Source organism: Pedobacter suwonensis (assembly GCF_900111825.1).
Lineage (GTDB): Bacteria > Bacteroidota > Bacteroidia > Sphingobacteriales > Sphingobacteriaceae > Pedobacter > Pedobacter suwonensis.
Genome location: NZ_FOJM01000006.1, coordinates 241100 through 264239, shown reverse-complemented (window position 1 = coordinate 264239; position 23140 = coordinate 241100). Strand labels below are relative to the sequence as shown.

The window sequence follows — 23140 nt, the reverse complement described above, 5'->3', positions numbered from 1 at the left end:
ATGCTACAAGTCCTCATCCGATGAACAATCGGATTCCGGGCTTTCCGCGAATGTCAGGTTTAAATTGGAACTGACTGTACAAAGGCAAAAGGGCTGGAATTATTTAAAATTCAACAGCCCTCTTGTTATAGTTAATTTCTACTGCTTATTTTGCAGTTACACCGTTCGATGGATATTGTGCTAAGATTTCTTTCACGCCAGTATACAAACGTTGTTCTCTTTTATTAAAGTTATCAAGGTTAAAACCTGATCCCTGTCCGTGCCAGAATAAAATCTTTTTGGCCGGATCCAGAAAATCGATAATAATGGTACCGTCAATATACTGGTTCACATAGGTACCACCGCCCCAGAAAGGATTTCCCCAACCGCCGCGCCAGCCCCATCCCCAGCCACCGTAGTAACCCGGGCCATACACATCGGTTTTTTCGCGGGCAACCACTACCAGATTAACCAGCATATCCGGACGATCCGATTTTGTGAAGCCTTTCGCATTCATTTCAGATTCAACCGCCGCCATCAACCTGCGCTTATCTAAATTGTTGAGCTTAATCCTGGCAATACCTTTATCGTAAAAATTGTAAGTTTTATAACCCCTTAAATCAACATCTTTATCATAATCTGATGCGGTGCGGAGTGTTGTACACCCTGCTAATGCCAATACCACTGTAAAAAGCATTAATAATTTTTGTGCTGTTTTCATTTTGTGCGTTTCTTGTATAAATAACCTGACATAAATATAACGATCTTGCAAACCAAATAAAATCATTTAACATTTTTTTACAATCAGATTTTTATCTATAAAACGATTTCTATTTGATTATGTTTTGACCTTATATCACTCAGACTAAATATTTTACAATTGGATTAAATGGATCAGATCAATAAATTGGAGGATATTGTGACAAGATCTGTTTAACAGCAAGATTTATCCTGTTTTCTCTATCGTTATAATCATCCATATTAAAGCCTGAACCTACCCCGTGCCACATAATTGCCTTGGTTTCCGGATTCAAAAAATCGATGATAATAGTCCCCGTTTGATATGGTTTGTTGCTGTTAAGCGGTCCGAATTGCGAATCTCTCCATTGATACGACAATGAGGCTGCATCCCATTGATAACCACCTCCGCTGTAACCCCAATCTGCCCTCGCATTAATGCTGCTTAAAACTACTACATTAACCAAAAAATCCGGTCGGCCAGCTTTGCCAAACCCTTTTTTTGCCATAGTGGCTTCGATGGCATCTAACATCCTGGGCTTGTCCAGGTTGTTTAATTCTAAATGTTCAATGCCTTTTTCATAGTAAGCAAATGATTTTAACTTCGAAAAATCGATCTTTTTGTCGTAATCTGATGCCGTAAGCACAGAAATACAACCGGTAAATGCCATTACAATAGTAAACAGCATACCCCATTTAAGTGTGTGTTTCATTTTATGTTTTATTTAATAACCTATTACTAAAATACGGGTTTATTGGCGTAAAACACATCAGTTCAGCTAAATGAACGATAAAGAATATGTTACGATCATAACATCACTTTATCAGTATGATAAGTGCCAGATAGGAACATATGACGCCACAGGAAATCGTTGAATCATTAAGGATAAACATTCCTATTGTAAAATGTACTTCATTTAATAACCAGTAATTAGAAATTGATTTATTGATCCGAGCGTATCAGTTAATAGAATAAAGAATATATAATGCTAAAATTCTTTTATGAGTACGTTACTTAACTTAAGCTTTATCGATTAACTTTGCAGAATGTTAAAAGATGAGATTAACAAAGCTTTAGAAGTATTAAAATCGGGCGGGGTAATCCTCTATCCTACCGATACCATTTGGGGAATAGGTTGCGATGCCACCAATCCGGAAGCGGTAGATAAAGTACTGAAAATAAAAAACCGGCCGGCCGAAAAGAGCTTAATCGTCTTATTGGATACTGACAGTAAAATGCAGAGTTATGTTGCCGAAATACCCGACGTGGCTTATGATCTGATCGAATATGCAGAAAACCCACTTACCGTTGTTTTTTCGAATGCCAAAAACTTAGCTAAAAATGTAATTAATGCCGATGGCAGCGTAGGCATCAGAATTGTTAAACACGATTTTTGTACCCCATTGATCCAGCGTTTTAGAAAACCTATCGTATCTACCTCAGCAAATTTAAGCGGGCAGCCTTCGCCAAAATTCTTCGATGACATTGATCCTGAAATTATCAATACCGTTGATTATGTAGTAGATTTTGAACAGGAAAACCGGACCAGCAAAAAACCATCAACCATCATGAAACTTTCTCCAGGTGGACAGTTTGAGTTTATCAGGAAGTAAGCCTCAATAGTTTTTATTAATTTCGCATCATTAAGTAATTCGTCACCAGGTTATTTTTTAATAGATGCTAAAATAAATCCAATAGTTAGCTATCGGATCAGCATGACGAAATCATTTTATGCAGCAACACCTACAACATCCAATATTTAAAACCTTATCACAAATTGCCGATAAGCATCAAACCGAAGCATATGTAATCGGTGGCTTTGTTCGCGATTTATTTTTAGATCGCCCTTCAAAAGATATTGATGTGGTTGTTGTGGGCAGCGGAATAGCCTATGCTGAAGCTGTAGGTAGAAAACTGAACACCAAGGTGGCTGTTTTTAAAAATTTCGGTACGGCAAACATCAAATTTCAGGATTTAGAAATCGAGTTTGTGGGCGCCCGGAAAGAATCTTATCGTTCTGATTCGCGCAAACCTATTGTTGAAGATGGTACTTTAGCAGACGACCAGCTCCGCAGAGATTTCACCATCAATGCTTTGGCAATTAATTTAAATGCTGATCGTTTTGGTGAATTACTGGATCCCTTTGACGGTACCAAAGATCTCGAAAATAAGCTGATCCGTACACCACTCGACCCGGAAATAACCTTTTCTGACGATCCTTTGCGCATGATGCGGGCCATACGTTTCGCTTCACAACTTAATTTTGATATTGATCAGACTGCGCTACATGCCATAAAAACACAAAAACAGCGCATTAGTATTGTATCAAAAGAGCGGATTACGGATGAGATGAATAAAATCATTCTTTCCAAAAAGCCATCTGTAGGCTTTAAATATCTTTTCGATACCGGATTATTGCATATCATTTTCCCCCAGATGGCACAACTTCATGGCGTGGAAATTATTAAAGGAAAGGGGCATAAAGACAACTTTTATCATACACTTGAGGTATTGGATAACATATGCGCGGATACGGATGATTTATGGCTACGTTGGGCGGCTATTTTACATGATATTGCCAAACCGGCTACCAAACGTTTTGAAGAAGGCCACGGCTGGACATTCCACGGCCATGAAGACAGGGGTGCGCGCATGGTTCCGAAAATTTTCGCACAGCTGAAACTTCCTTTAAACGAAAAGATGAAGTATGTGCAAAAACTGGTGCAACTTCATTTACGCCCAATTGTGCTTGCACAGGAAACGGTTACAGATTCTGCTGTAAGGCGATTGCTTTTTGATGCCGGAGAAGAAATTGAAAGCCTGATGTTGCTCTGCAATGCCGATGTGACCACCAAAAACGAATATAAGAAAACAAAATACCGAAACAACTTTGAACTGGTAAAGCAAAAGCTCAGGGATGTTGAAGAACGTGATAAAATCAGAAACTGGCAACCACCAATTACCGGCAACGACATCATGGAAACTTTTGGCCTTGATGCAGGCAAAGAAGTCGGCCTGATTAAAAACGCCATTCGTGAGGCCATATTGGAAGGTGAGATTACAAATGATTATCAGGAAGCGTTTAATTTTATGCTTAATCAGGCAAAACAAATGGGATTATATCCTGTTAATAAATAATTTGATTGCCGTAACAATCTAAATACGGTGTCTTTTAAGACGCTCCATGCTTGCGGCAGTTATAAATTAACTTTATTTTTACGATTCCAAAATAAAATAATGGCTATTTATAAATTTAGAATTACTTTCGAAGATTTTGATGATGTTGTGAGAGAGATCGACATTAAATCAAACCAAACATTTGAAGATCTGCATAAAGCTATCCACAGATCGACAGGTTATAATGCCGAAAAGCCTTCATCTTTTTATGTAAGTACCGATAATTGGCTAAAAGGCGATGAAATTGCCTATTTACCAAACGAACGAAAAAAAGACCGTGTAGTTTTAATGGAAAATTCCAAATTGAGCGGTTTCATTGAAGATCCACATCAAAAGTTTTACTATATCTATAATTTCGACCGCCCTTACGATTTCCACGTAGAGCTTGTAAAAATCATACTTGACGCCGATCCGAATATCGAATATCCATTTTTAGCCAAAAGCGTTGGTGAAGCACCAAAAATTATGGAGCAGAATAGTCCGCAGGCTGTTGATCCCCGGGGAGCTGCTGCGACTGCAGGTGAATTTGATTTCTTAAACGAAATGAACTTTGTACCTGAAGATACCGACGAATTAGAAGCCATGGGCGATATGGGTATTAACGAGGAAGAACGGGAAGAAGATGAAGAGAGTGAAGACGACGAATTTGGAGATGAATTTTCTGATGACGATCAGTTCGAAGATGATAGCCATAAAGATGACTATTAATTAGCAACAAAATAATAAATGCAAAAAGCTGCCAAATATTTAAATTTGGCAGCTTTTATTTTATACCAATCTTCATGCCTCAAGCCCCGAAAACAAAAACTTTAATATCCGTAGTTGGCCCTACTGCCATAGGCAAAACGGCTTTGGCTATTCAACTGGCTCAACATTTTGGAACAGAAATTGTCTCTGCAGATTCTAGGCAGTTTTTTAGGGAAATGGCAATAGGAACCGCAAAACCCAGTGCAGCTGAATTAGCAGCGGCAAAGCATCATTTTATTGATTCACATTCAGTATCGCAATTATTCAGTACCGGCGATTTTGAAGTTGAAGGGCTAAAGAAGCTGGATGAAATTTTCAGGAAACATGATGTAGCGATTATGGTTGGAGGCTCAGGGTTATATGTAAATGCATTGATAAATGGTTTAGATGACATGCCCGATATCGATTTATCGATCAGGGAAAAATTAAATAAACAATTCGAAGAAGAAGGTTTAAGTGTTATCCAAAATCAACTGGCCGAACTGGATCCTGAATACTTTGCCAAAGTAGATCAGCAAAATCCACAAAGAATGATCAGAGGTTTGGAAGTATATTTATCAACAGGTCAAAAGCTTTCTTCAATGCTTTCGGCAACCAAAAAGGAAAGACCGTTTAGTATCATCAAGATTGGATTAAATACCGATCGCGCTGTTCTTTATGATCGGATTAACAGAAGAGTTGATCAGATGATGGCTGATGGCTTAGTAGAGGAAGTAAAATTGCTCATCCCATTTAGAAAATACAATGCTTTAAATACGGTAGGTTATAGTGAGCTTTTCGATTACCTGGACGGCAAAATTGACCTTAAGGATGCCGTTGCTGCCATTAAACAAAATACCCGGCGCTTTGCCAAACGCCAGCTAACCTGGTTTAGAAGAGACGAAGAAGTTAATTGGTTTGAACCTGACCAAAGTAAACAAATTATCGACTTTGCAGAGAACAAAATAACCTGCAAATAAAAAGGGGAGCATACAAAACTATGCTCCCCTTTTTTTAAATCCATAAACCTTACTTTGTGTCAGGAAATTTTACTCCTCTATATTGTGTAACATCAACCGTTGGAATAGTAGAGCCATATTTTGCATTAATGGCATCGATAAATACATTCGCAATTACTGCATTACCACGAGGGGTTAAATGAATTCCATCTAAAGAGAAAGCACCACCTGAAATAAAAGCAGCATTGATACCAATACCTTGTACTAATACACCAACTTTTACCTGATTAAAATAAGCATAGGTATCTGCTATAGCTAAACCTTTGCTTGTTGCGATAGATTTTATGCTGCTGTTATAGCTGTTTACATAATCTTTTACCTTAATTACCTCATCTTTATCCAATACCCAGTTGTTTGCGATAGGATTTAACGGGTGCAAACCATAAGGAATAGTACCCTGACCAAATAAACCAGCCGATTGAAACGGTAAACGAATTAAATCTTCATCCGTTGCTACCCTTACCGCGCCAGTACCCGTTTGAATAAATACGGCCTGAGCAGCGGGATTAGAAGCCTTTGCTGCAGCGAGCAGCAGAGAAGGCTTAACAGTATTGAAGTAAGGAATAGCTGTTACATCAGGAATAGTGGCTACTATTCCTTTCTGACCACCAGCGGTTAAGGCATTTAATAAATTAGCATATAATGAGGAGAAGGTTACTTTATCTGTTAACACGGTAGTCGGATCACCAGCAACAGTTACCGCACCATTTAAAGCATAACCCAATACATCGTTATTTCCCAACCAGATAGAGAAAAAGGTATGGTTTCTTCCCTGGATATATTGAAAATAATTGGTTTTACCAACTTGGGCATCCGTTAATAAACGCTCAAAAAAAGGATTGGCAGCGCTAAAAGTAAGTGTTGGATCGAAAGATAAATCGACACGCATGCCGGGAATACCTAAATTTTGGATTTCACCACTGTACTTATCCAAATGCTTTGCAGCATCCCTTATTGCTAATTTATCTGTTACAGGAGTTAAAGTTGGGGTTCCATTTACCAAAGCTGTCAAAGAGATATAACCCGAGCCATTTAAACGATCTTCATTGAAAAATGGAGAAGTAAAAGCTCCTCCCCCTACTGAAGACATCTTCGCTGCAATTAAATTCGGGTATGCTACTTTCTGGCCTTCTAAGTATAATCCACCATCAGCATAACCTGAAGTTAATGAATTACCAACAGCAATGTATTTGCTGAAATTCGCTTGTCCTGCCGTTGTGCCCGCAGGTGTTTCAATCTCAGGTTTGCAGGCTGCTGTGAAAAGAATGGCAGCAGCAATGAAACTATTTAATATATATTTTTTCATCTTAAATTCTCCTACCATTTATAAGTTAATGAAATACCTGGCGCATAAACCAATGTTTTAAAAGTACCATCCAGGCCTGTTTCTATATTCTTTTGCTTTCGTGATTTAACATCTTCAAAAAAGAACGATGCATTAACTTCGAAATGGCGGGTAGGCGTATAACCGAAACCAGCGCTTAAAATATAACGATCAGCATCTGGTGCCTCAGGTGTTACATAGCCATCCTGTACAGGTGAAAGCGCATAACCAACACCAGCTCGTAAAGCTAATTTTTCTGACGCCTGGTGATTAATACCCAGTTTGAAAGAAGAACCATCCCGATAATTACGAGCCGATTTCGTATCCGCAAGTGCTGGAGTATTGGTCGCATAATCAAATGATAAATCCTGATAAATATGCCATTGCACCCAACTGGCATCAAATGCTAATGTAGTACTTTGTGATAATGGAATGCCTATACCCAGGCTTGTGGTTGACGGCAAAGGTAATTCAGCATTGAAAGTGTTTCCTGCCGGGAACGAAGACCTTAATGAACCTGGCACATCAAATTCAGCAGTACCATTATCTAATTTCGTAACTACTTTTGATTTGTGAACAAGCGCAAATGAAATATTGCTTAGGGTCTTAATATATAAACCTGCATTCCAACCATAACCTTTTCCGGTTCCCTCTAAAGTAGCATGTCCGGAGCGCCCATCAGGAAAATTTACCGGAAGCGCTCTTTGAAGATTCACATCACCATGATTATACACAAAACCTGCACCAATACCAATACGGTCCGTAATCTTGATACTTAAAGTAGGTTGGAAATAAATAGCTTTTAAATTTAATGAGGTTAGTGCATATCTGCCAGACCAGTCATTTCCCCAGTCAACCAAACCTCCGAATGGCGTATAAACGCCCAAACCCAGTTTCCATTTATTTGATTTTGGACCCCAAACCGCATAAAATTCGAATGGAGGCGCAATTTTATTTTTAACATTCTCCGTAACGTTTGAGCCTGTTTGTTGAAACGCTGATTTAAATAATAATGGGTTTACTCCTGCTGAAACTGAGTTTTTCTCTAAGAAAGATACCGCACCCGGATTGTAAAATACAGAAGCTTCATCCAAAGCCAATGCAGAACCTGCACCCGCCATACCTATTTGCTTCTGACCTTGTAAATTAACCTGGAAACCCTGCCCCAAAACCCATAGTGGAGCAGAAAGTAATACGCTCAATAAAATTTTTTTCATTTATAAATGGTTATATACAAATATATACTATGCTAACATAGTAAGCAAATATTTATGTGTAAGAATTTTAAGGGTTTCATGCTTGGGCAGTCGGTCCACCAAAACCCATCGGAAAAGGCGGTTCTTCCTGAGTCTTAATACGTCCGTTTACGGCTTCGAATTTTTGTATATTATCTTCCAATGCTGATAGCAAACGTTTTGCATGTTCTGGAGTCAAGATAATTCTTGATTTTACCTTAGCTTTAGGAATACCGGGCATTACGCGGATAAAATCCAATACAAATTCGGTATTAGAGTGGGTAATAATGGCCAGGTTAGAAAAAATCCCTTCAGCAATCTCTTCTGATAACTCTATGTTTAATTGATTCTCGTTTTGTTGTTCTTCCATAATGGTTCAAAAATAAAAAATTCCGCTGCTTAATGGCGGAATTTAGAATATAATATTAAAGAAAATCATCGAAACTTTTAACCTTTATTTTTTCAGGTAAGTTAATATTATACCTACCGTAGCTGCAATCTGACCGATCCAAAAAATAAACATCCACTTAATAATTTCAGCTTTGGCATTAGCCAGTGCTTCCTTAGTATGGCCAATGTCTTCTTTTGTTGCTAAAATCTCTTTCTTATTATCCAATTCAGGCATAACTCTATTGTGTTTATTCTTATTTACTGACTGAGTTCAATTATTTTTGTTCTTCCTAAATCGTCACCCTGAATTTATTTCAGGGTCTACTTGGTGAAAAGATGCTGAAACAAGTTCAGCATGACGATCGAATTAGGTATTGGTGCTAAAAACCTGACATCATAAATTATCACTAATACAACTAAAGTTACAAAATCTATTCCAAACAAAAAACTCCCTCAATATGGAGGGAGTTTTAAAACAAAATATCAAAAAATATTAAGCTTCTACTTCTTCTTGTTTCGAAGCTAATAATTTATCGTATTCTTCTTGTGAACCAACGATGATTCTTTCGTAACCACGTACACCAGTACCTGAAGGGATTAGGTGACCAACGATCACATTCTCTTTCAAGCCTAACATATTATCGCGTTTACCTGCAATAGCTGCCTCATTTAATACTTTCGTAGTTTCCTGGAACGAAGCCGCAGAAATGAACGATTTAGTACCTAATGATGCACGGGTAATACCTTGTAAGATAGAACTTGCAGTTGCTGGTCTTGCATCTCTAACTGTGATCTGTCTCAAATCTTTACGTTTCAATTGAGAATTTTCGTCTCTTAATTTACGTAACGATACAATCTGACCTGGTTTGAATTCGGTTGAATCACCTGCATCTTCAACAACTTTCTTGTCGTACATGGCATCGTTTTCTTCTGAGAAGTCCCAACGGTCTACTGCATTGTTTTCCAAGAAAATAGTATCGCCAGGATCTTCGATGTGAACTTTCTGCATCATCTGGTGAACAATCACCTCGAAGTGTTTATCGTTAATTTTCACACCTTGTAAACGGTAAACCTCCTGGATACCATTTACTAAGTATTCCTGAACGGCAGCAGGCCCTTTAATAGCAAGGATATCAGCAGGAGAAATTGAACCATCTGATAATGGCATACCTGCTTTCACAAAGTCGTTATCCTGTACAAGGATGTGTTTAGACAATGGAACAAGGTATTTTTTAACCTCACCATCTTTAGATTCAATTGTAATCTCGCGGTTACCACGTTTAACACCACCTAAAGTTACCACACCATCAATTTCAGTTACTACAGCTGGGTTTGATGGGTTACGGGCTTCAAATAATTCTGTTACACGAGGTAAACCACCCGTAATATCGCGGGTTTTACCAGTTGCACGTGGGATTTTAGCAATAATCTGACCAGTTTGGATCGCTTCACCTTCATCAACTGAAACGTGCGCACCTACCGGAATGTTATAACCTTTGATAAACTCACCTTTCTTGTCAACGATTTGAATAGAAGGGTTTTTCGTTTTATCACGGGTATCAATAATTACTTTTTCTCTGTGACCAGTTTGTTCATCAGATTCTTCACGGTAAGTTACACCATCAATAATGGCATCGAATTGTGCTTTACCGGCAAATTCAGAAAGGATAACCGCGTTGTACGGATCCCATGAACAAATTTTGTCGCCTTTGGTTACTTTATCACCTTCTTTAACAAATAAGAAAGCTCCGTAAGGGATGTTGTTGGTTACGATCACGCGACCGCTTCCTGGCTCAACAATTCTAAACTCACCTGAACGACCCAATACTACCTGTACGGTACCATCTTCTGTTTGTGTATCCACAGTACGGATGTTTTCGAATTCGATTACACCATCAAACTTAGCTACGATATTTGATTCTGCAGCAATGTTTGATGCAGTACCACCCACGTGGAAAGTACGAAGTGTTAACTGTGTACCCGGCTCACCGATTGATTGTGCTGCAATTACACCAACTGCCTCACCTCTTTGAACGCGTTTACCAGATGCTAAGTTACGTCCATAACATAATGCACAAACACCACGTTTAGACTCGCAGGTTAACACCGAACGGATTTCGATCCCTTCAAGCGGCGACTCTTCAATCGCTTTAGCTACATCCTCATCAATATCCTGACCAGCAGCTACCAATAACTCGCCATTTAAAGGATTGTACACATCATGTAATGATGTACGGCCTAAAATACGCTCATATAATGGCTCAACAATATCTTCGTTATCTTTTAATGCGGTTGTGTACATACCTCTTAAAGTACCGCAATCATCATCGTTAACAATCATATCCTGTGCCACATCATGTAAACGACGGGTTAAGTAACCCGCATCCGCCGTTTTTAACGCCGTATCCGCCAAACCTTTACGTGCACCGTGAGTAGAGATAAAGTACTCTAATACCGATAAACCTTCTTTAAAGTTTGATAAGATCGGGTTTTCGATGATATCGCCACCTGAACCTGATTTTTGAGGTTTCGCCATCAAACCACGCATTCCGCAAAGCTGACGAATCTGCTCTTTAGATCCACGTGCACCTGAATCAAGCATCATGTAAACCGAGTTAAAACCTTGGTTATCTGAAGATAACTGAGTCATAACGAAAGTAGTTAACCTGTTGTTGATACGGGTCCAGATATCGATAATCTGGTTGTAACGCTCGTTGTTGGTAATGAAACCCATGTTATAGTTGTTTCTTACCTCTTCAACTTCAGCTGCTGCCTGTTCTAATAAAGTATGTTTTTCAACCGGAATGTTTACGTCTTGTAAGTTGAACGATAAACCTCCCTGGAATGCCATTTTGAAACCTAATTCCTTGATATCATCCAGGAATTGTGAAGCACGGGCCATACCAGTCATTTTCACTACTTCACCAATAATATCTCTTAAAGACTTTTTGGTTAATAATTCATTGATATAACCAACCTCTTCAGGAACCATCTGGTTGAACAATACCCTACCTACAGTAGTTTCAGTTAATTTATTAACGATAGAACCATCGGCTTGTTTAACATTTACCCTTACTTTGATAAATGCATGCAAGTCTAATTCTTTCTCGTTATAAGCAATAATAACCTCTTCTGGAGAATAGAAAGCAGAATCCTGTCCTTTAACCACTCTGGTTTCATCTGTTCTACGGCCTTTAGTAATATAATAAAGACCTAAAACCATATCCTGTGATGGTACTGTAATCGGCGTACCGTTTGCAGGGTTTAAAATGTTGTGAGCAGCCAACATTAACACCTGGGCTTCCAAAATTGCTGCGTTACCTAATGGTAAGTGCACAGCCATCTGGTCACCGTCAAAATCGGCGTTGAATGCGGTACAAACTAATGGGTGTAACTGGATCGCTTTTCCTTCGATTAATTTTGGCTGGAAAGCCTGAATACCTAATCTGTGTAGCGTAGGTGCACGGTTTAATAATACCGGGTGACCTTTTAATACATTTTCCAAGATATCCCAAACCAATGGATCTTTTCTATCAACGATTTTCTTAGCAGATTTAACTGTTTTTACCACACCACGCTCAATCATCTTACGAATAATGAACGGTTTGTAAAGCTCAGCAGCCATATCTTTAGGAATACCGCACTCGTGTAATTTAAGGCTAGGCCCTACAACAATTACCGAACGAGCTGAATAATCCACACGTTTACCTAATAAGTTCTGACGGAAACGACCTTGTTTACCTTTCAAAATATCAGAAAGTGATTTCAAAGCACGGTTACCTTCAGTTTTTACCGCGTTAACTTTACGTGAGTTATCAAATAACGAATCTACAGCTTCCTGTAACATCCGTTTCTCGTTACGTAAAATTACCTCTGGTGCTTTAATCTCGATCAAACGTTTTAAACGGTTGTTACGGATAATTACACGACGGTATAAATCATTTAAATCTGAAGTAGCGAAACGGCCACCTTCTAATGGAACCAAAGGACGTAATTCTGGTGGAATAACCGGAACGATTTTAACAATCATCCATTCAGGGCGATTCTCGATACGTGTATTGGCACCACGGAAAGCTTCAACAACCTGAAGACGTTTTAAAGCCTCATTTTTACGTTGTTGAGAAGTTTCGTTAGCAGCCTGGTGACGTAAGTCATAAGATAAAGTATCTAAATCAATACGTTTTAATAAATCTTCTAATGCTTCAGCACCCATTTTGGCGATGAATTTATTAGGATCTTTATCATCTAAATATTGGTTTTCTTTAGGTAATTTATCTAAGATATCTAAATATTCTTCTTCAGTTAAGAAGTCCATATAGTTGATACCTTCTTCAGCCATTAAGCCTGATTGGATAACTACGTAACGCTCGTAATAGATAATTAAATCTAATTTTTTAGTAGGTAAACCTAATAAATAACCGATTTTATTTGGTAAAGAACGGAAATACCAGATGTGTGCAACAGGAACCACCAAAGCGATGTGTCCCATACGCTCACGACGTACTTTCTTTTCAGTTACTTCAACACCACAACGATCACAAACTATCCCTTTGTAACGGATCCGTTTGTATTTACCGCAATGACATTCGTAATCTTTTACCGGACCAAAAATACGCTCACAGAACAAACCATCACGCTCAGGTTTGTAAGTACGGTAGTTAATGGTTTCTGGTTTCAACACCTCACCGCTTGAACGTTCCAAAATAATTTCCGGAGACGATAAGCTAATTGTGATGGATGTGAAATTGCTTTTTAATTTATTATCCTTTTTGTAAGACATACTTATGTAAGGTTAAAGGCGAAAGGCGGAAGGCGGAAGGCAGAGGGCGTTTGAACCCTCAACCTTCTACCTTTTAACCCTCTACCTTAATTAATCTAATGTAATATCTAAACCTAATCCGCGTAACTCATGTACCAATACGTTAAACGATTCTGGTACACCCGGCGTTGGTAGGTTTTCACCTTTAACAATGGCTTCGTAAGTTTTGGCTCTTCCGATTACATCATCCGACTTAACGGTTAAGATCTCCTGAAGAATGTTAGCTGCACCGAATGCCTCTAATGCCCAAACCTCCATCTCACCAAAACGCTGACCACCGAACTGGGCTTTACCACCCAATGGCTGTTGTGTAATTAATGAGTATGGTCCGATTGAACGGGCGTGCATCTTATCATCAACCATGTGACCTAATTTCAACATGTAGATAATACCTACAGTTGTAGTCTGATCGAAACGCTCACCTGTTAAACCATTGTACAAGTAGGTTTTTCCTGAAGCAGGAACACCCGCTTTAGCAATCCACTCTTCCACCTCATCGTGCGTAGCACCATCAAAAATCGGAGTGGCAAATTTAACACCCAATTCTTTACCGGCCCATGCCAATACGGTTTCATAGATCTGGCCAAGGTTCATACGTGAAGGTACACCCAGCGGGTTCAACACGATATCAACCGGGCTACCATCAGCTAAGAAAGGCATATCTTCATCACGTACAATACGTGCAACAATACCTTTGTTACCGTGGCGACCTGCCATTTTATCACCTACTTTTAATTTACGTTTTTTAGCCACATAAACTTTTGCCATCTGTACGATTCCTGAAGGAAGCTCATCACCTACACTGATCGCGAATTTATCACGTTTGTAAGCACCCAGCTCTTCGTTAACACGGATACCGTAGTTGTGAAGCAACATTTTAATCAGCTCATTTTTATCATCATCAGTAGTCCACTTGTTAGGACTAATGTGCTCATAATTAAGCTCGGCTAAAATTTTCTGCGTAAACTTAGCACCTTTAGCAACTAACAATTCCTTGTAAATGTTGTATACACCTTGTGATGTTTTCCCATTTACGATAGCGAATAATTTGTCAACTAATTCTGCCTTTAGCTTCTCAGTGATATTATTATATGCCTTGTCTAATTTCTCAATCGCTGATTTTTCTTCAGCTTTTGTAGTTTTCTTAGCACGGCTGAATAATTTGGTATCAATTACCACACCCTGAATAGAAGGAGGAGTTTTTAAAGATGCATCTTTAACATCACCTGCTTTATCACCAAAAATTGCGCGTAGCAATTTCTCTTCCGGTGAAGGATCAGACTCTCCTTTAGGTGTAATTTTACCAATTAAAATATCACCTTCTTTTACATCAGCACCAATACGGATAATACCATTTTCATCAAGGTCTTTAGTAGCCTCTTCAGAAACGTTCGGGATATCAGGTGTCAATTCCTCTTCTCCACGTTTAGTATCACGTACTTCCAATTCAAACTCTTCAATATGCAATGAAGTGAAAACGTCGTCACGAACAATACGCTCGTTGATTACAATCGCATCCTCAAAGTTGAAACCCTGCCACGGCATGAACGCCACTTTTAAGTTTCTTCCTAAGGCCAATTCGCCATTTTCAGTAGCATAACCTTCACAAAGCACTTGTCCTTTAGTTACTTTCTGACCCTTCTTAACGATTGGTTTTAAGTTGATACAAGTATTTTGGTTGGTTTTTTTGAATTTAATTAAACGGTAAGTTTTGCTATCACCTTCAAATGAAACTAAACGATCATCTTCGTTACGCTCATATTTAATGGTAATTTCGTTGGCATCAACGTACTCTACAACACCATCACCTTCTGCATTGATCAAAGTTCTTGAGTCACGTGCGACGCGACCTTCCAAACCTGTACCTACAATCGGTGCTTCAGGACGTAACAATGGTACGGCCTGACGTTGCATGTTTGATCCCATCAAAGCCCTGTTCGCATCATCATGTTCCAGGAACGGAATTAACGAAGCAGCAATTGAAGTAATCTGGTTAGGTGCAACGTCCATTAAGTCTAATTTCTCAGGCTCAATAATCGGGAAGTCACCCTCGTAACGCGCTTTAACACGTGGTGTAGTAAAGTTACCATTATCATCATACTCTGCATTGGCCTGTGCAATGGTTTTACCATCTTCATCTTCTGCAGATAAATAAATAACGTCTGAATCTACAACTACTTTACCATCTTCAACACGTTTGTATGGTGTTTCAATGAAACCTAGATTATTGATTTTTGCATGCACACAAAGTGATGAAATCAAACCAATATTCGGTCCCTCTGGTGTTTCAATCGTACATAAACGGCCATAGTGGGTATAGTGAACGTCACGTACCTCGAAACCGGCACGCTCACGTGATAAACCACCCGGACCTAAAGCCGATAAACGGCGTTTGTGCGTAATCTCTGCCAATGGATTGGTTTGATCCATGAACTGAGACAACTGATTGGTACCAAAGAAAGAGTTGATTACTGATGATAACGTACGTGCGTTAATCAAATCAGTTGGTGTAAACACCTCGTTATCGCGAATGTTCATACGCTCACGGATGGTTCTGGCCATACGGGCTAAACCCACACCAAATTGTGCGTACAACTGCTCACCTACCGTACGTACACGACGGTTAGATAAGTGATCGATATCATCCACCTCTTCTTTAGAGTTGATCAACTTGATCAGGTATTTTACAATCGCAATGATATCTGCTTTTGTTAATACTTTAACCTCATCAGGGGTATTCATTTTCAATTTACGGTTAATGCGGTAACGACCAACATCTCCTAAATCGTAACGTTTATCTGAAAAGAATAAACGATCAATGATACCACGGGCTGTTTCCTCATCAGGTGGTTCTGCGTTACGCAAAGCACGATAGATGTTTTCTACAGCTTCTTTTTCTGAGTTTGAGGTATCCTTTTGTAAGGTATTATATATAATGGTATAATCAGCCTGACTTGCGCCATCTTCTTTTGATAAGATGATGCTTTTTACGCCAGCTTCGATAACCATATCAATGTGTTCGTCTTCTAAAACGGTTTCTCTTTCGAGAATCACTTCATTACGGTCGATAGAAACTACCTCACCAGTATCTTCATCAACAAAATCTTCTACCCATTTTTTCAATACCCTTGCCGCCAGTTTACGACCGATGTATTTCTTTAAACCTGATTTACTAACCTTTACTTCGTCAGCAAGATCAAAAAGTTCCAAGATATCTTTATCAGAATCGTAACCGATAGCACGTAATAAAGTGGTAACCGGGAATTTTTTCTTACGATCGATATAAGCATACATCACGTTATTAACGTCTGTAGCGAACTCGATCCATGAACCTTTGAAAGGGATTACACGTGCAGAGTACAATTTGGTGCCGTTAGTGTGACGGCTTTGGCCGAAGAACACGCCCGGAGAACGGTGTAATTGCGAAACGATAACACGTTCTGCACCGTTGATTACAAATGTACCTTTTGGTGTCATATACGGGATTGTACCTAAGTAGACATCCTGGATAATGGTTTCAAAATCTTCATGTTCTACATCATTACAAGAAAGCTTAAGCTTTGCTTTTAATGGAACATTGTAGGTTAATCCACGCTCAATACACTCGTGTATATCATAACGTGGCGGATCAACAAAATAATCAAGAAACTCTAATACGAAGATATTTCTTGAATCTGTTATTGGAAAGTTTTCAGCAAACACTTTGAACAAACCTTCGCTAGAGCGATCGTCTGATGTGGTATCTATCTGGAAAAATTCTCTGAATGATTGCAATTGCACATCCAGAAAATCCGGATAGTCTATAATGTGCTTACTTGTTGCAAAATTTACTCTTTGTTCGACTGTCTTTGCCAATGGACTAAAAGATTTTAGTTTAAGAATAAACTATTTGTTTGGTTCGAATTTCAAACAGGCTCATTAACCAAACAAAATGAGGTGTTTATAAACAGGTAAAGACACCGACATTTTCAGTCGGTGTCTAATACATTTTTAGCTTAGCTAAGTTAAGTGATTACTTAATCTCAACTACTGCTCCAGCTTCTTCTAATTGTTTTTTAAGAGCTTCTGCTTCGTCTTTAGCAACACCAGCTTTTAATTCTTTTGGTGCACCGTCTACTAAGTCTTTAGCTTCTTTCAAACCTAAACCAGTTAAGTCTTTAACAAGTTTTACAACTGCTAATTTCTGACCACCAGCTTCTTTTAAGATTACATCAAAAGATGTTTTTTCTGCAGCAGCAGCAGGTGCATCACCACCAGCAGCAGGACCAGCAACTACAGCAGCAGCTGCAGGCTCAATACCATACTCATCTTTTAAGATTTGAGCTAATTCATTAACTTCTTTAACTGTTAAGTTTACCAATTGCTCAGCAAACGCTTTTAAATCTGCCATTTTATTAAGATTTTAAAAATTTACGTAAAAATAATTGTGTTTAATTTGCGAACTTAAGGTGTCCGTTAACCTTCTCTTTCCTGAAGAGTTTTAACAATTCCTGCAATTTTGCTACCGCCTGATTGAAGCGCAGATAGAACATTTTTAGCTGGTGATTGTAATAATCCAACGATATCTCCGATAAGCTCTTCTCTTGATTTCAAGCTTACTAAGTTATTCAATTGGTCATCGCCAACATATACTGATGAATCTATGAACGCCGCCTTAAGCACTGGTTTATCAGATGTTTTTCTCAAAGCTTTAATCAACTTAGCCGGAGCATTAGCTGTTTTTGAGAATAATAATGATGATGAACCTTTAAGCGCTTCGTATATCTCAGAAGCATCGCCATCTAACCCTTCAATCGCTTTACGGATTAAAGAATTTTTAGCAACCTTCATCACGATATCGCCTTCAAAACATTTGCGACGGATGTTATTGATCTGCTCAACAGAAAGGCTGGAAGTATCAGCAATATAAAAATTGCCAAATTCCTGCATTTGTCCTTGTAGTTCTAAAACTACTTCGTTTTTTTCTTCTCTGTTCATGATTAGATCCCCGCTACTGATTTTGTTTCAATTGCAATCCCAGGACTCATTGTTGAAGACACGTGAATGCTCTTAAAATAAGTTCCTTTTGCAGCAGATGGTTTTAATTTAGAAATTACTTGAATAATCTCAAGTGCGTTCTCATAAATTTTGTCTGCTGGGAATGATACTTTTCCTATCGAGGCGTGTATGATACCCGTTTTGTCTACTTTAAAATCAATTTTACCTGCTTTAACCTCTGTTACAGCTTTACCAACTTCGTTAGTTACTGTTCCTGATTTTGGGTTAGGCATTAAGTTCCTTGGACCTAAAACACGGCCCAATTTACCTACCTTAGCCATACAAGCTGGTGTAGTGATAATAATGTCTACATCGGTCCAACCACCTTCAATTTTAGCTACATACTCGTCTAAACCTACGAAGTCTGCGCCAGCTGCTTTTGCTTCTTCTTCCTTATCAGGAGTTACCAAAGCTAAAACACGTACAGTTTTACCTGTTCCGTGTGGTAAAGTAGCAATACCACGTACCATTTGATTGGCTTTACGCGGATCTACACCTAAAGATACATCAATATCAACTGAAGCATCGAATTTAGTAGTAGTGATTTCTTTTACCAAAGCAGCAGCATCCTTCAAAGTATAAGCTTTACCAGCTTCTATTTTAGCATGTGCCTTTTTTTGATTTTTAGTTAATTTCGCCACTGTTGTAAACTGTTTTTTAATTAATTGTTCCAGGGTGCGTCACCAGAAACGGTGATTCCCATACTGCGTGCTGTTCCAGCAACCATACTCATTGCTGATTCGATTGTAAATGCATTTAAATCAGGCATTTTATCCTCAGCAATAACTTTAATCTGGTCCCAGGTCACCGACCCAACTTTTTTACGGTTAGGCTCAGCAGAACCACTCTGTAATTTAGTAGCATCTTTTAACTGAATAGCTACCGGAGGGGTTTTGATGATGAAATCGAATGACTTATCAGCATAAACAGTAATTACAACTGGCAATACTTTACCTGCTTTATCTTGGGTACGAGCGTTGTACTGTTTGCAAAACTCCATAATGTTCACCCCTTTAGCACCTAATGCAGGTCCTACTGGTGGCGATGGATTTGCCGCTCCGCCTTTGATCTGTAATTTGATCATTGCACTGACTTCTTTTGCCATTTTGTGTTTTTTGTTTATTTAAAACTCAATGTTAAATATTGGAAGCATGTAACATTTAATTCCTTAGAGCTCCTATAAAACTTAAAGGACTGCAAAGATATGGATTAACTTACAGTAAAACAATAGTATTAATAAATTAATTTATTGTAGTTTTTATACAGAACCAGGATCTGAATTCGATTATTATATATTTAACGGGCAAATACTAAAATTTATTACTTATTACAACATAACCTCAGCAAATTCATGATCATAAAAAAAGCCCCGGTAATCCGGAGCTTTTAATGTTTAATATTTTTATTATTCTTTTTCTACCTGCATGTAGTTAAGTTCCAGCGGTGTTTTACGACCGAAGATTTTAACCATTACTTTTAGTTTTTTCTTCTCTTCGTTTACCTCTTCAATAACACCGGAGAAACCATTGAAAGGTCCGTCCATTACTTTGATGCCTTCGCCAACGTAGTAAGGAACATTCATCGTTTCGCCCTGCTCGCTCATCTCATCAACCACACCTAAAATACGGTTAACTTCTGCCTGGCGCATTGGGATTGGATTACCGGCTTTATCGCCTAAGAAACCAATTACACTGTTTATACCTTTAATGATATGTTCTAATTCTCCATCCAATGTCGCTTCGATTAAAACATAACCCGGATAAAAGTTACGTTCTTTGGCAATTTTTTTACCATCTTTCATCTGGTAATATTTTTCCATCGGTATTAAAACCTGTGGAACCAAATGAGAGAAACCTAAACGGCTGATCTCAGCATCAATGTACTGTTTTACTTTCTTTTCCTTACCGCTAACCGCCCTTACAACGTACCACTTTAGATCGCTCATTAGTAAATATTAATTAGAAAGTGATTTATAAAAAGTATCTAACACAAATGTCGATCCTTTATCCATTGCAAAAATAACCAATGCAATAATTAAAGAAGCCACTAATACGAGAATTGCAGAACTTTGCAGTTCGCCCCAGGTAGGCCAGGTAACCTTTTGGGTCATTTCATCGTACGATTCTTTTATAAACTCAACTACTTTAGCCATATCAAATTATTGAATGAATGAATGAGTAAATGAGTGGATGATATTACTTGAAACGAAGCTTCAAATTCAATCATTCACTCATTCTTGTACTCAATCAATATTAAGCACGGGAACAAGGATTCGAACCCTGATCAAAGGTTTTGGAGACCTCTATTCTACCGTTGAACTATTCCCGTGTATTTAAAAGAGAGCTAGCCTTAACCAGCTCTCTTTTGTATTGTTGTAGCTTAAAATTAAGCTAAGATTTCAGTTACCTGACCAGCACCTACTGTTCTACCACCTTCACGGATAGCGAAACGTAGACCTTTTTCCATTGCAATCGCGTTAATTAATTTAACAGTGATTGTAACGTTATCACCTGGCATAACCATTTCAGTTCCTTCAGCTAGTGAGATCTCACCAGTTACGTCTGTAGTACGGAAATAGAATTGAGGACGATATTTGTTGAAGAATGGAGTGTGACGACCACCTTCAGCTTTTGATAATACATAGATCTCAGCTTTGAAATCAGTGTGAGGAGTTACTGAACCTGGTTTACAGATTACCATACCACGACGGATATCAGTTTTCTCAATACCACGTAACAATAAACCTACGTTATCACCAGCTTCACCGTAATCTAAGATTTTACGGAACATCTCAACACCAGTTACTGTAGATTTTAAGTTCTCAGCACCCATACCTAAGATCTCAACCGGATCTCCAGAGTTGATTACACCACGCTCAATACGACCAGTAGCAACAGTACCACGACCAGTGATTGAGAATACGTCTTCAACAGGCATTAAGAAAGGAAGATCAGTTAAACGTGGAGGAATTGGAATGTAGCTATCTACAGCATCCATTAATTCCATGATTTTTCCAACCCATTTAGCATCTCCGTTTAATCCACCTAGTGCAGAACCTTGGATTACAGGAATATCATCACCTGGGAATTCGTAGAATGATAATAATTCACGAACTTCCATTTCTACTAATTCTAATAATTCAGGATCATCAACCATATCCACTTTATTCATGAATACAACCAATGAAGGAACACCAACCTGACGAGCTAATAGGATGTGCTCGCGAGTTTGTGGCATTGGACCATCAGTAGCAGCAACAACGATAATTGCACCGTCCATCTGAGCAGCACCAGTAACCATGTTTTTCACGTAATCCGCGTGACCTGGACAGTCAACGTGTGCATAGTGACGGTTAGCTGTTGAATACTCAACGTGAGCTGTATTGATTGTAATACCTCTTTCTTTTTCCTCTGGAGCAGAGTCAATTGAATCGAATGAACGTGCCTCAGTTAAACCAGCATCAGCTAAAACTTTTGTAATAGCCGCTGTTAAAGTTGTTTTACCGTGATCCACGTGACCGATTGTACCGATGTTTAAGTGCGGTTTACTGCGGTCAAATTTTTCTTTTGCCATTTTATTTATAACTAATTAGTAGGTTAACTTTTTATTATTTTTATTAATTTTTTTGATGCAATGCAACACAAAAAACCTTGTCTACCCTGCATATTAAACAGATTTAACAAAGCTTTATTATCCTTGAGCCAAAGATGGGACTTGAACCCACGACCTCTTCCTTACCAAGGAAGTGCTCTACCGCTGAGCTACTTCGGCTTTTTAGTTTCTAGTTTCAGCATTCAGTTTTAGCAAAACCACCAAACTGACAACCATTAACTGCTCACTTTATTTTTAGAGCGGAAGACGAGGTTCGAACTCGCGACCTATAGCTTGGAAGGCTATCGCTCTACCAACTGAGCTACTTCCGCTTTTAAAACTAGTGATTGATTGAATGAAAGAATGAGAGATTTATTCTGCCATTAAAACATTTGGTCATTCATTTAAAGTGTGGGGAGAGAAGGATTCGAACCTTCGAAGTCTTACGACAACAGAGTTACAGTCTGTCCCATTTGGCCGCTCTGGTATCTCCCCGTTTTTTACTTTAAAATGCTAACACTTTAACATAAAAAGAGCCTCCTATCGGAATCGAACCAATGACCTACTGATTACAAGTCAGTTGCTCTACCAGCTGAGCTAAGGAGGCTTTAAATTTTCTGCAATGATACGAAAAATCTTCATTTTTCATACTATTAACGTGTTTTTTTAAAACTTTTATCTTTTCACAGAACTATCCTTTTCTTCTTGGCCTAACACCGTTTCCGAAAGGGAATGCAAATATACACACTTATATTTCACTTCAAAATAATTTTGAAAAAAAATAATGAAGTTATTCAGATCAAAGCCCGTCATCTACCTGAAGAAGCTTCATAATCAATCTCTTAAAATTGAATATTTTTTTCATTTTTTTTATGGCCATTTTCAACCTTGACAAGGTTATAAACTGTAATCACAATTATTAATGGTGAATAAAAAATAAAATTAAGCCAAATAAAGGTTAAAATTTATGCGTCGAAGACTGTTTTTCGACGGCGAGTGAACTTGGAAAATTAAATTAGGTCCATAGAAATTGTGTGAATAGCTTCCTGTTTCTTTAAATTATCATCACCCTAATCTGATAGCTACCCACCTCAATTCGATTAA

Annotated in this window: 19 protein-coding genes and 5 tRNA genes; 4 read left to right on the top strand and 20 right to left on the bottom strand. The window is 38.4% G+C overall.

What is annotated here, in order from left to right; genetic code table 11:
• Window positions 1-145: 145 nt before the first annotated feature.
• Complete coding sequence (locus BM107_RS10005; RefSeq protein WP_159435219.1) at window positions 146-700, bottom strand: DUF4136 domain-containing protein; 555 nt, start codon at window positions 698-700, stop codon at window positions 146-148.
• Window positions 701-878: 178 nt separating this feature from the next.
• Window positions 879-1430: a DUF4136 domain-containing protein gene (locus tag BM107_RS10000; RefSeq protein ID WP_090982795.1), complete on the bottom strand. Its 552-nt coding sequence runs from the start codon at window positions 1428-1430 to the stop codon at window positions 879-881.
• 334 nt (window positions 1431-1764) lie between these two features.
• Here BM107_RS10000 and BM107_RS09995 point away from each other — a divergent pair, with 334 nt between their 5' ends.
• From BM107_RS09995 to miaA, 4 genes are all read left to right on the top strand, one after another.
• A complete protein-coding gene (locus BM107_RS09995; RefSeq protein ID WP_090982793.1) occupies window positions 1765-2331 on the top strand; it encodes an L-threonylcarbamoyladenylate synthase in 567 nt (188 codons plus the stop codon).
• A 118-nt stretch (window positions 2332-2449) separates the two neighbouring features.
• Window positions 2450-3856 carry a CCA tRNA nucleotidyltransferase gene (locus tag BM107_RS09990; RefSeq protein WP_090982791.1) on the top strand — a complete coding sequence of 469 codons (1407 nt, stop codon included), beginning with the start codon at window positions 2450-2452 and terminating at the stop codon, window positions 3854-3856.
• Between the two features lie 99 nt (window positions 3857-3955).
• A complete protein-coding gene (locus tag BM107_RS09985) occupies window positions 3956-4603 on the top strand; it encodes an IS1096 element passenger TnpR family protein (RefSeq protein ID WP_090982789.1) in 648 nt (215 codons plus the stop codon).
• Between the two features lie 74 nt (window positions 4604-4677).
• Window positions 4678-5601, top strand: a complete 924-nt coding sequence (gene miaA / locus BM107_RS09980; protein ID WP_090982787.1) for a tRNA (adenosine(37)-N6)-dimethylallyltransferase MiaA — start codon at window positions 4678-4680, stop codon at window positions 5599-5601.
• Window positions 5602-5650: 49 nt separating this feature from the next.
• On the opposite strand, the gene BM107_RS09975 is transcribed toward miaA, so the two are convergent.
• The 18 genes from BM107_RS09975 to BM107_RS09895 form a co-directional block, all read right to left on the bottom strand.
• Window positions 5651-6946, bottom strand: coding sequence for an SGNH/GDSL hydrolase family protein (locus BM107_RS09975; protein WP_090982885.1), 1296 nt, complete (start codon window positions 6944-6946; stop codon window positions 5651-5653).
• An 11-nt stretch (window positions 6947-6957) separates the two neighbouring features.
• Window positions 6958-8181: an OmpP1/FadL family transporter gene (locus tag BM107_RS09970; protein ID WP_090982785.1), complete on the bottom strand. Its 1224-nt coding sequence runs from the start codon at window positions 8179-8181 to the stop codon at window positions 6958-6960.
• Between the two features lie 76 nt (window positions 8182-8257).
• A complete protein-coding gene (locus BM107_RS09965; protein WP_029279713.1) occupies window positions 8258-8569 on the bottom strand; it encodes a DUF3467 domain-containing protein in 312 nt (103 codons plus the stop codon).
• An 84-nt stretch (window positions 8570-8653) separates the two neighbouring features.
• A complete protein-coding gene (locus tag BM107_RS24640) occupies window positions 8654-8824 on the bottom strand; it encodes a hypothetical protein (RefSeq protein ID WP_159435218.1) in 171 nt (56 codons plus the stop codon).
• A gap of 258 nt (window positions 8825-9082) precedes the next feature.
• Entirely contained in the window at window positions 9083-13369 is a 4287-nt protein-coding gene (rpoC, locus tag BM107_RS09960; protein WP_090982783.1) for a DNA-directed RNA polymerase subunit beta', read from the bottom strand.
• A gap of 90 nt (window positions 13370-13459) precedes the next feature.
• Window positions 13460-17263: a DNA-directed RNA polymerase subunit beta gene (rpoB, locus tag BM107_RS09955; RefSeq protein ID WP_090982781.1), complete on the bottom strand. Its 3804-nt coding sequence runs from the start codon at window positions 17261-17263 to the stop codon at window positions 13460-13462.
• 157 nt (window positions 17264-17420) lie between these two features.
• A complete protein-coding gene (rplL, locus tag BM107_RS09950; RefSeq protein ID WP_010601097.1) occupies window positions 17421-17798 on the bottom strand; it encodes a 50S ribosomal protein L7/L12 in 378 nt (125 codons plus the stop codon).
• 65 nt (window positions 17799-17863) lie between these two features.
• The gene (gene rplJ, locus BM107_RS09945; RefSeq protein WP_090502367.1) at window positions 17864-18385 is read right to left on the bottom strand and encodes a 50S ribosomal protein L10; all 522 of its coding nucleotides are present in this window, start codon (window positions 18383-18385) and stop codon (window positions 17864-17866) included.
• Between the two features lie 2 nt (window positions 18386-18387).
• Window positions 18388-19086 (bottom strand): 50S ribosomal protein L1, encoded by a 699-nt coding sequence (rplA, locus tag BM107_RS09940; RefSeq protein WP_025143259.1) that lies wholly within the window; start codon window positions 19084-19086, stop codon window positions 18388-18390.
• Between the two features lie 20 nt (window positions 19087-19106).
• Window positions 19107-19550, bottom strand: a complete 444-nt coding sequence (gene rplK, locus BM107_RS09935; protein WP_010601094.1) for a 50S ribosomal protein L11 — start codon at window positions 19548-19550, stop codon at window positions 19107-19109.
• A 300-nt stretch (window positions 19551-19850) separates the two neighbouring features.
• Complete coding sequence (gene nusG, locus BM107_RS09930) at window positions 19851-20390, bottom strand: transcription termination/antitermination protein NusG (protein ID WP_029283241.1); 540 nt, start codon at window positions 20388-20390, stop codon at window positions 19851-19853.
• Window positions 20391-20399: 9 nt separating this feature from the next.
• Window positions 20400-20597 (bottom strand): preprotein translocase subunit SecE, encoded by a 198-nt coding sequence (secE, locus tag BM107_RS09925; protein ID WP_029279332.1) that lies wholly within the window; start codon window positions 20595-20597, stop codon window positions 20400-20402.
• A 105-nt stretch (window positions 20598-20702) separates the two neighbouring features.
• Window positions 20703-20773, bottom strand: a tRNA-Trp gene (locus tag BM107_RS09920).
• 57 nt (window positions 20774-20830) lie between these two features.
• Window positions 20831-22018 (bottom strand): elongation factor Tu, encoded by a 1188-nt coding sequence (tuf, locus tag BM107_RS09915; RefSeq protein WP_010601091.1) that lies wholly within the window; start codon window positions 22016-22018, stop codon window positions 20831-20833.
• A gap of 126 nt (window positions 22019-22144) precedes the next feature.
• Window positions 22145-22216, bottom strand: a tRNA-Thr gene (locus BM107_RS09910).
• A 79-nt stretch (window positions 22217-22295) separates the two neighbouring features.
• Window positions 22296-22368 (bottom strand) — tRNA-Gly (locus BM107_RS09905).
• 80 nt (window positions 22369-22448) lie between these two features.
• Window positions 22449-22531, bottom strand: a tRNA-Tyr gene (locus BM107_RS09900).
• Window positions 22532-22570: 39 nt separating this feature from the next.
• Window positions 22571-22643, bottom strand: a tRNA-Thr gene (locus tag BM107_RS09895).
• Window positions 22644-23140: the final 497 nt, after the last annotated feature.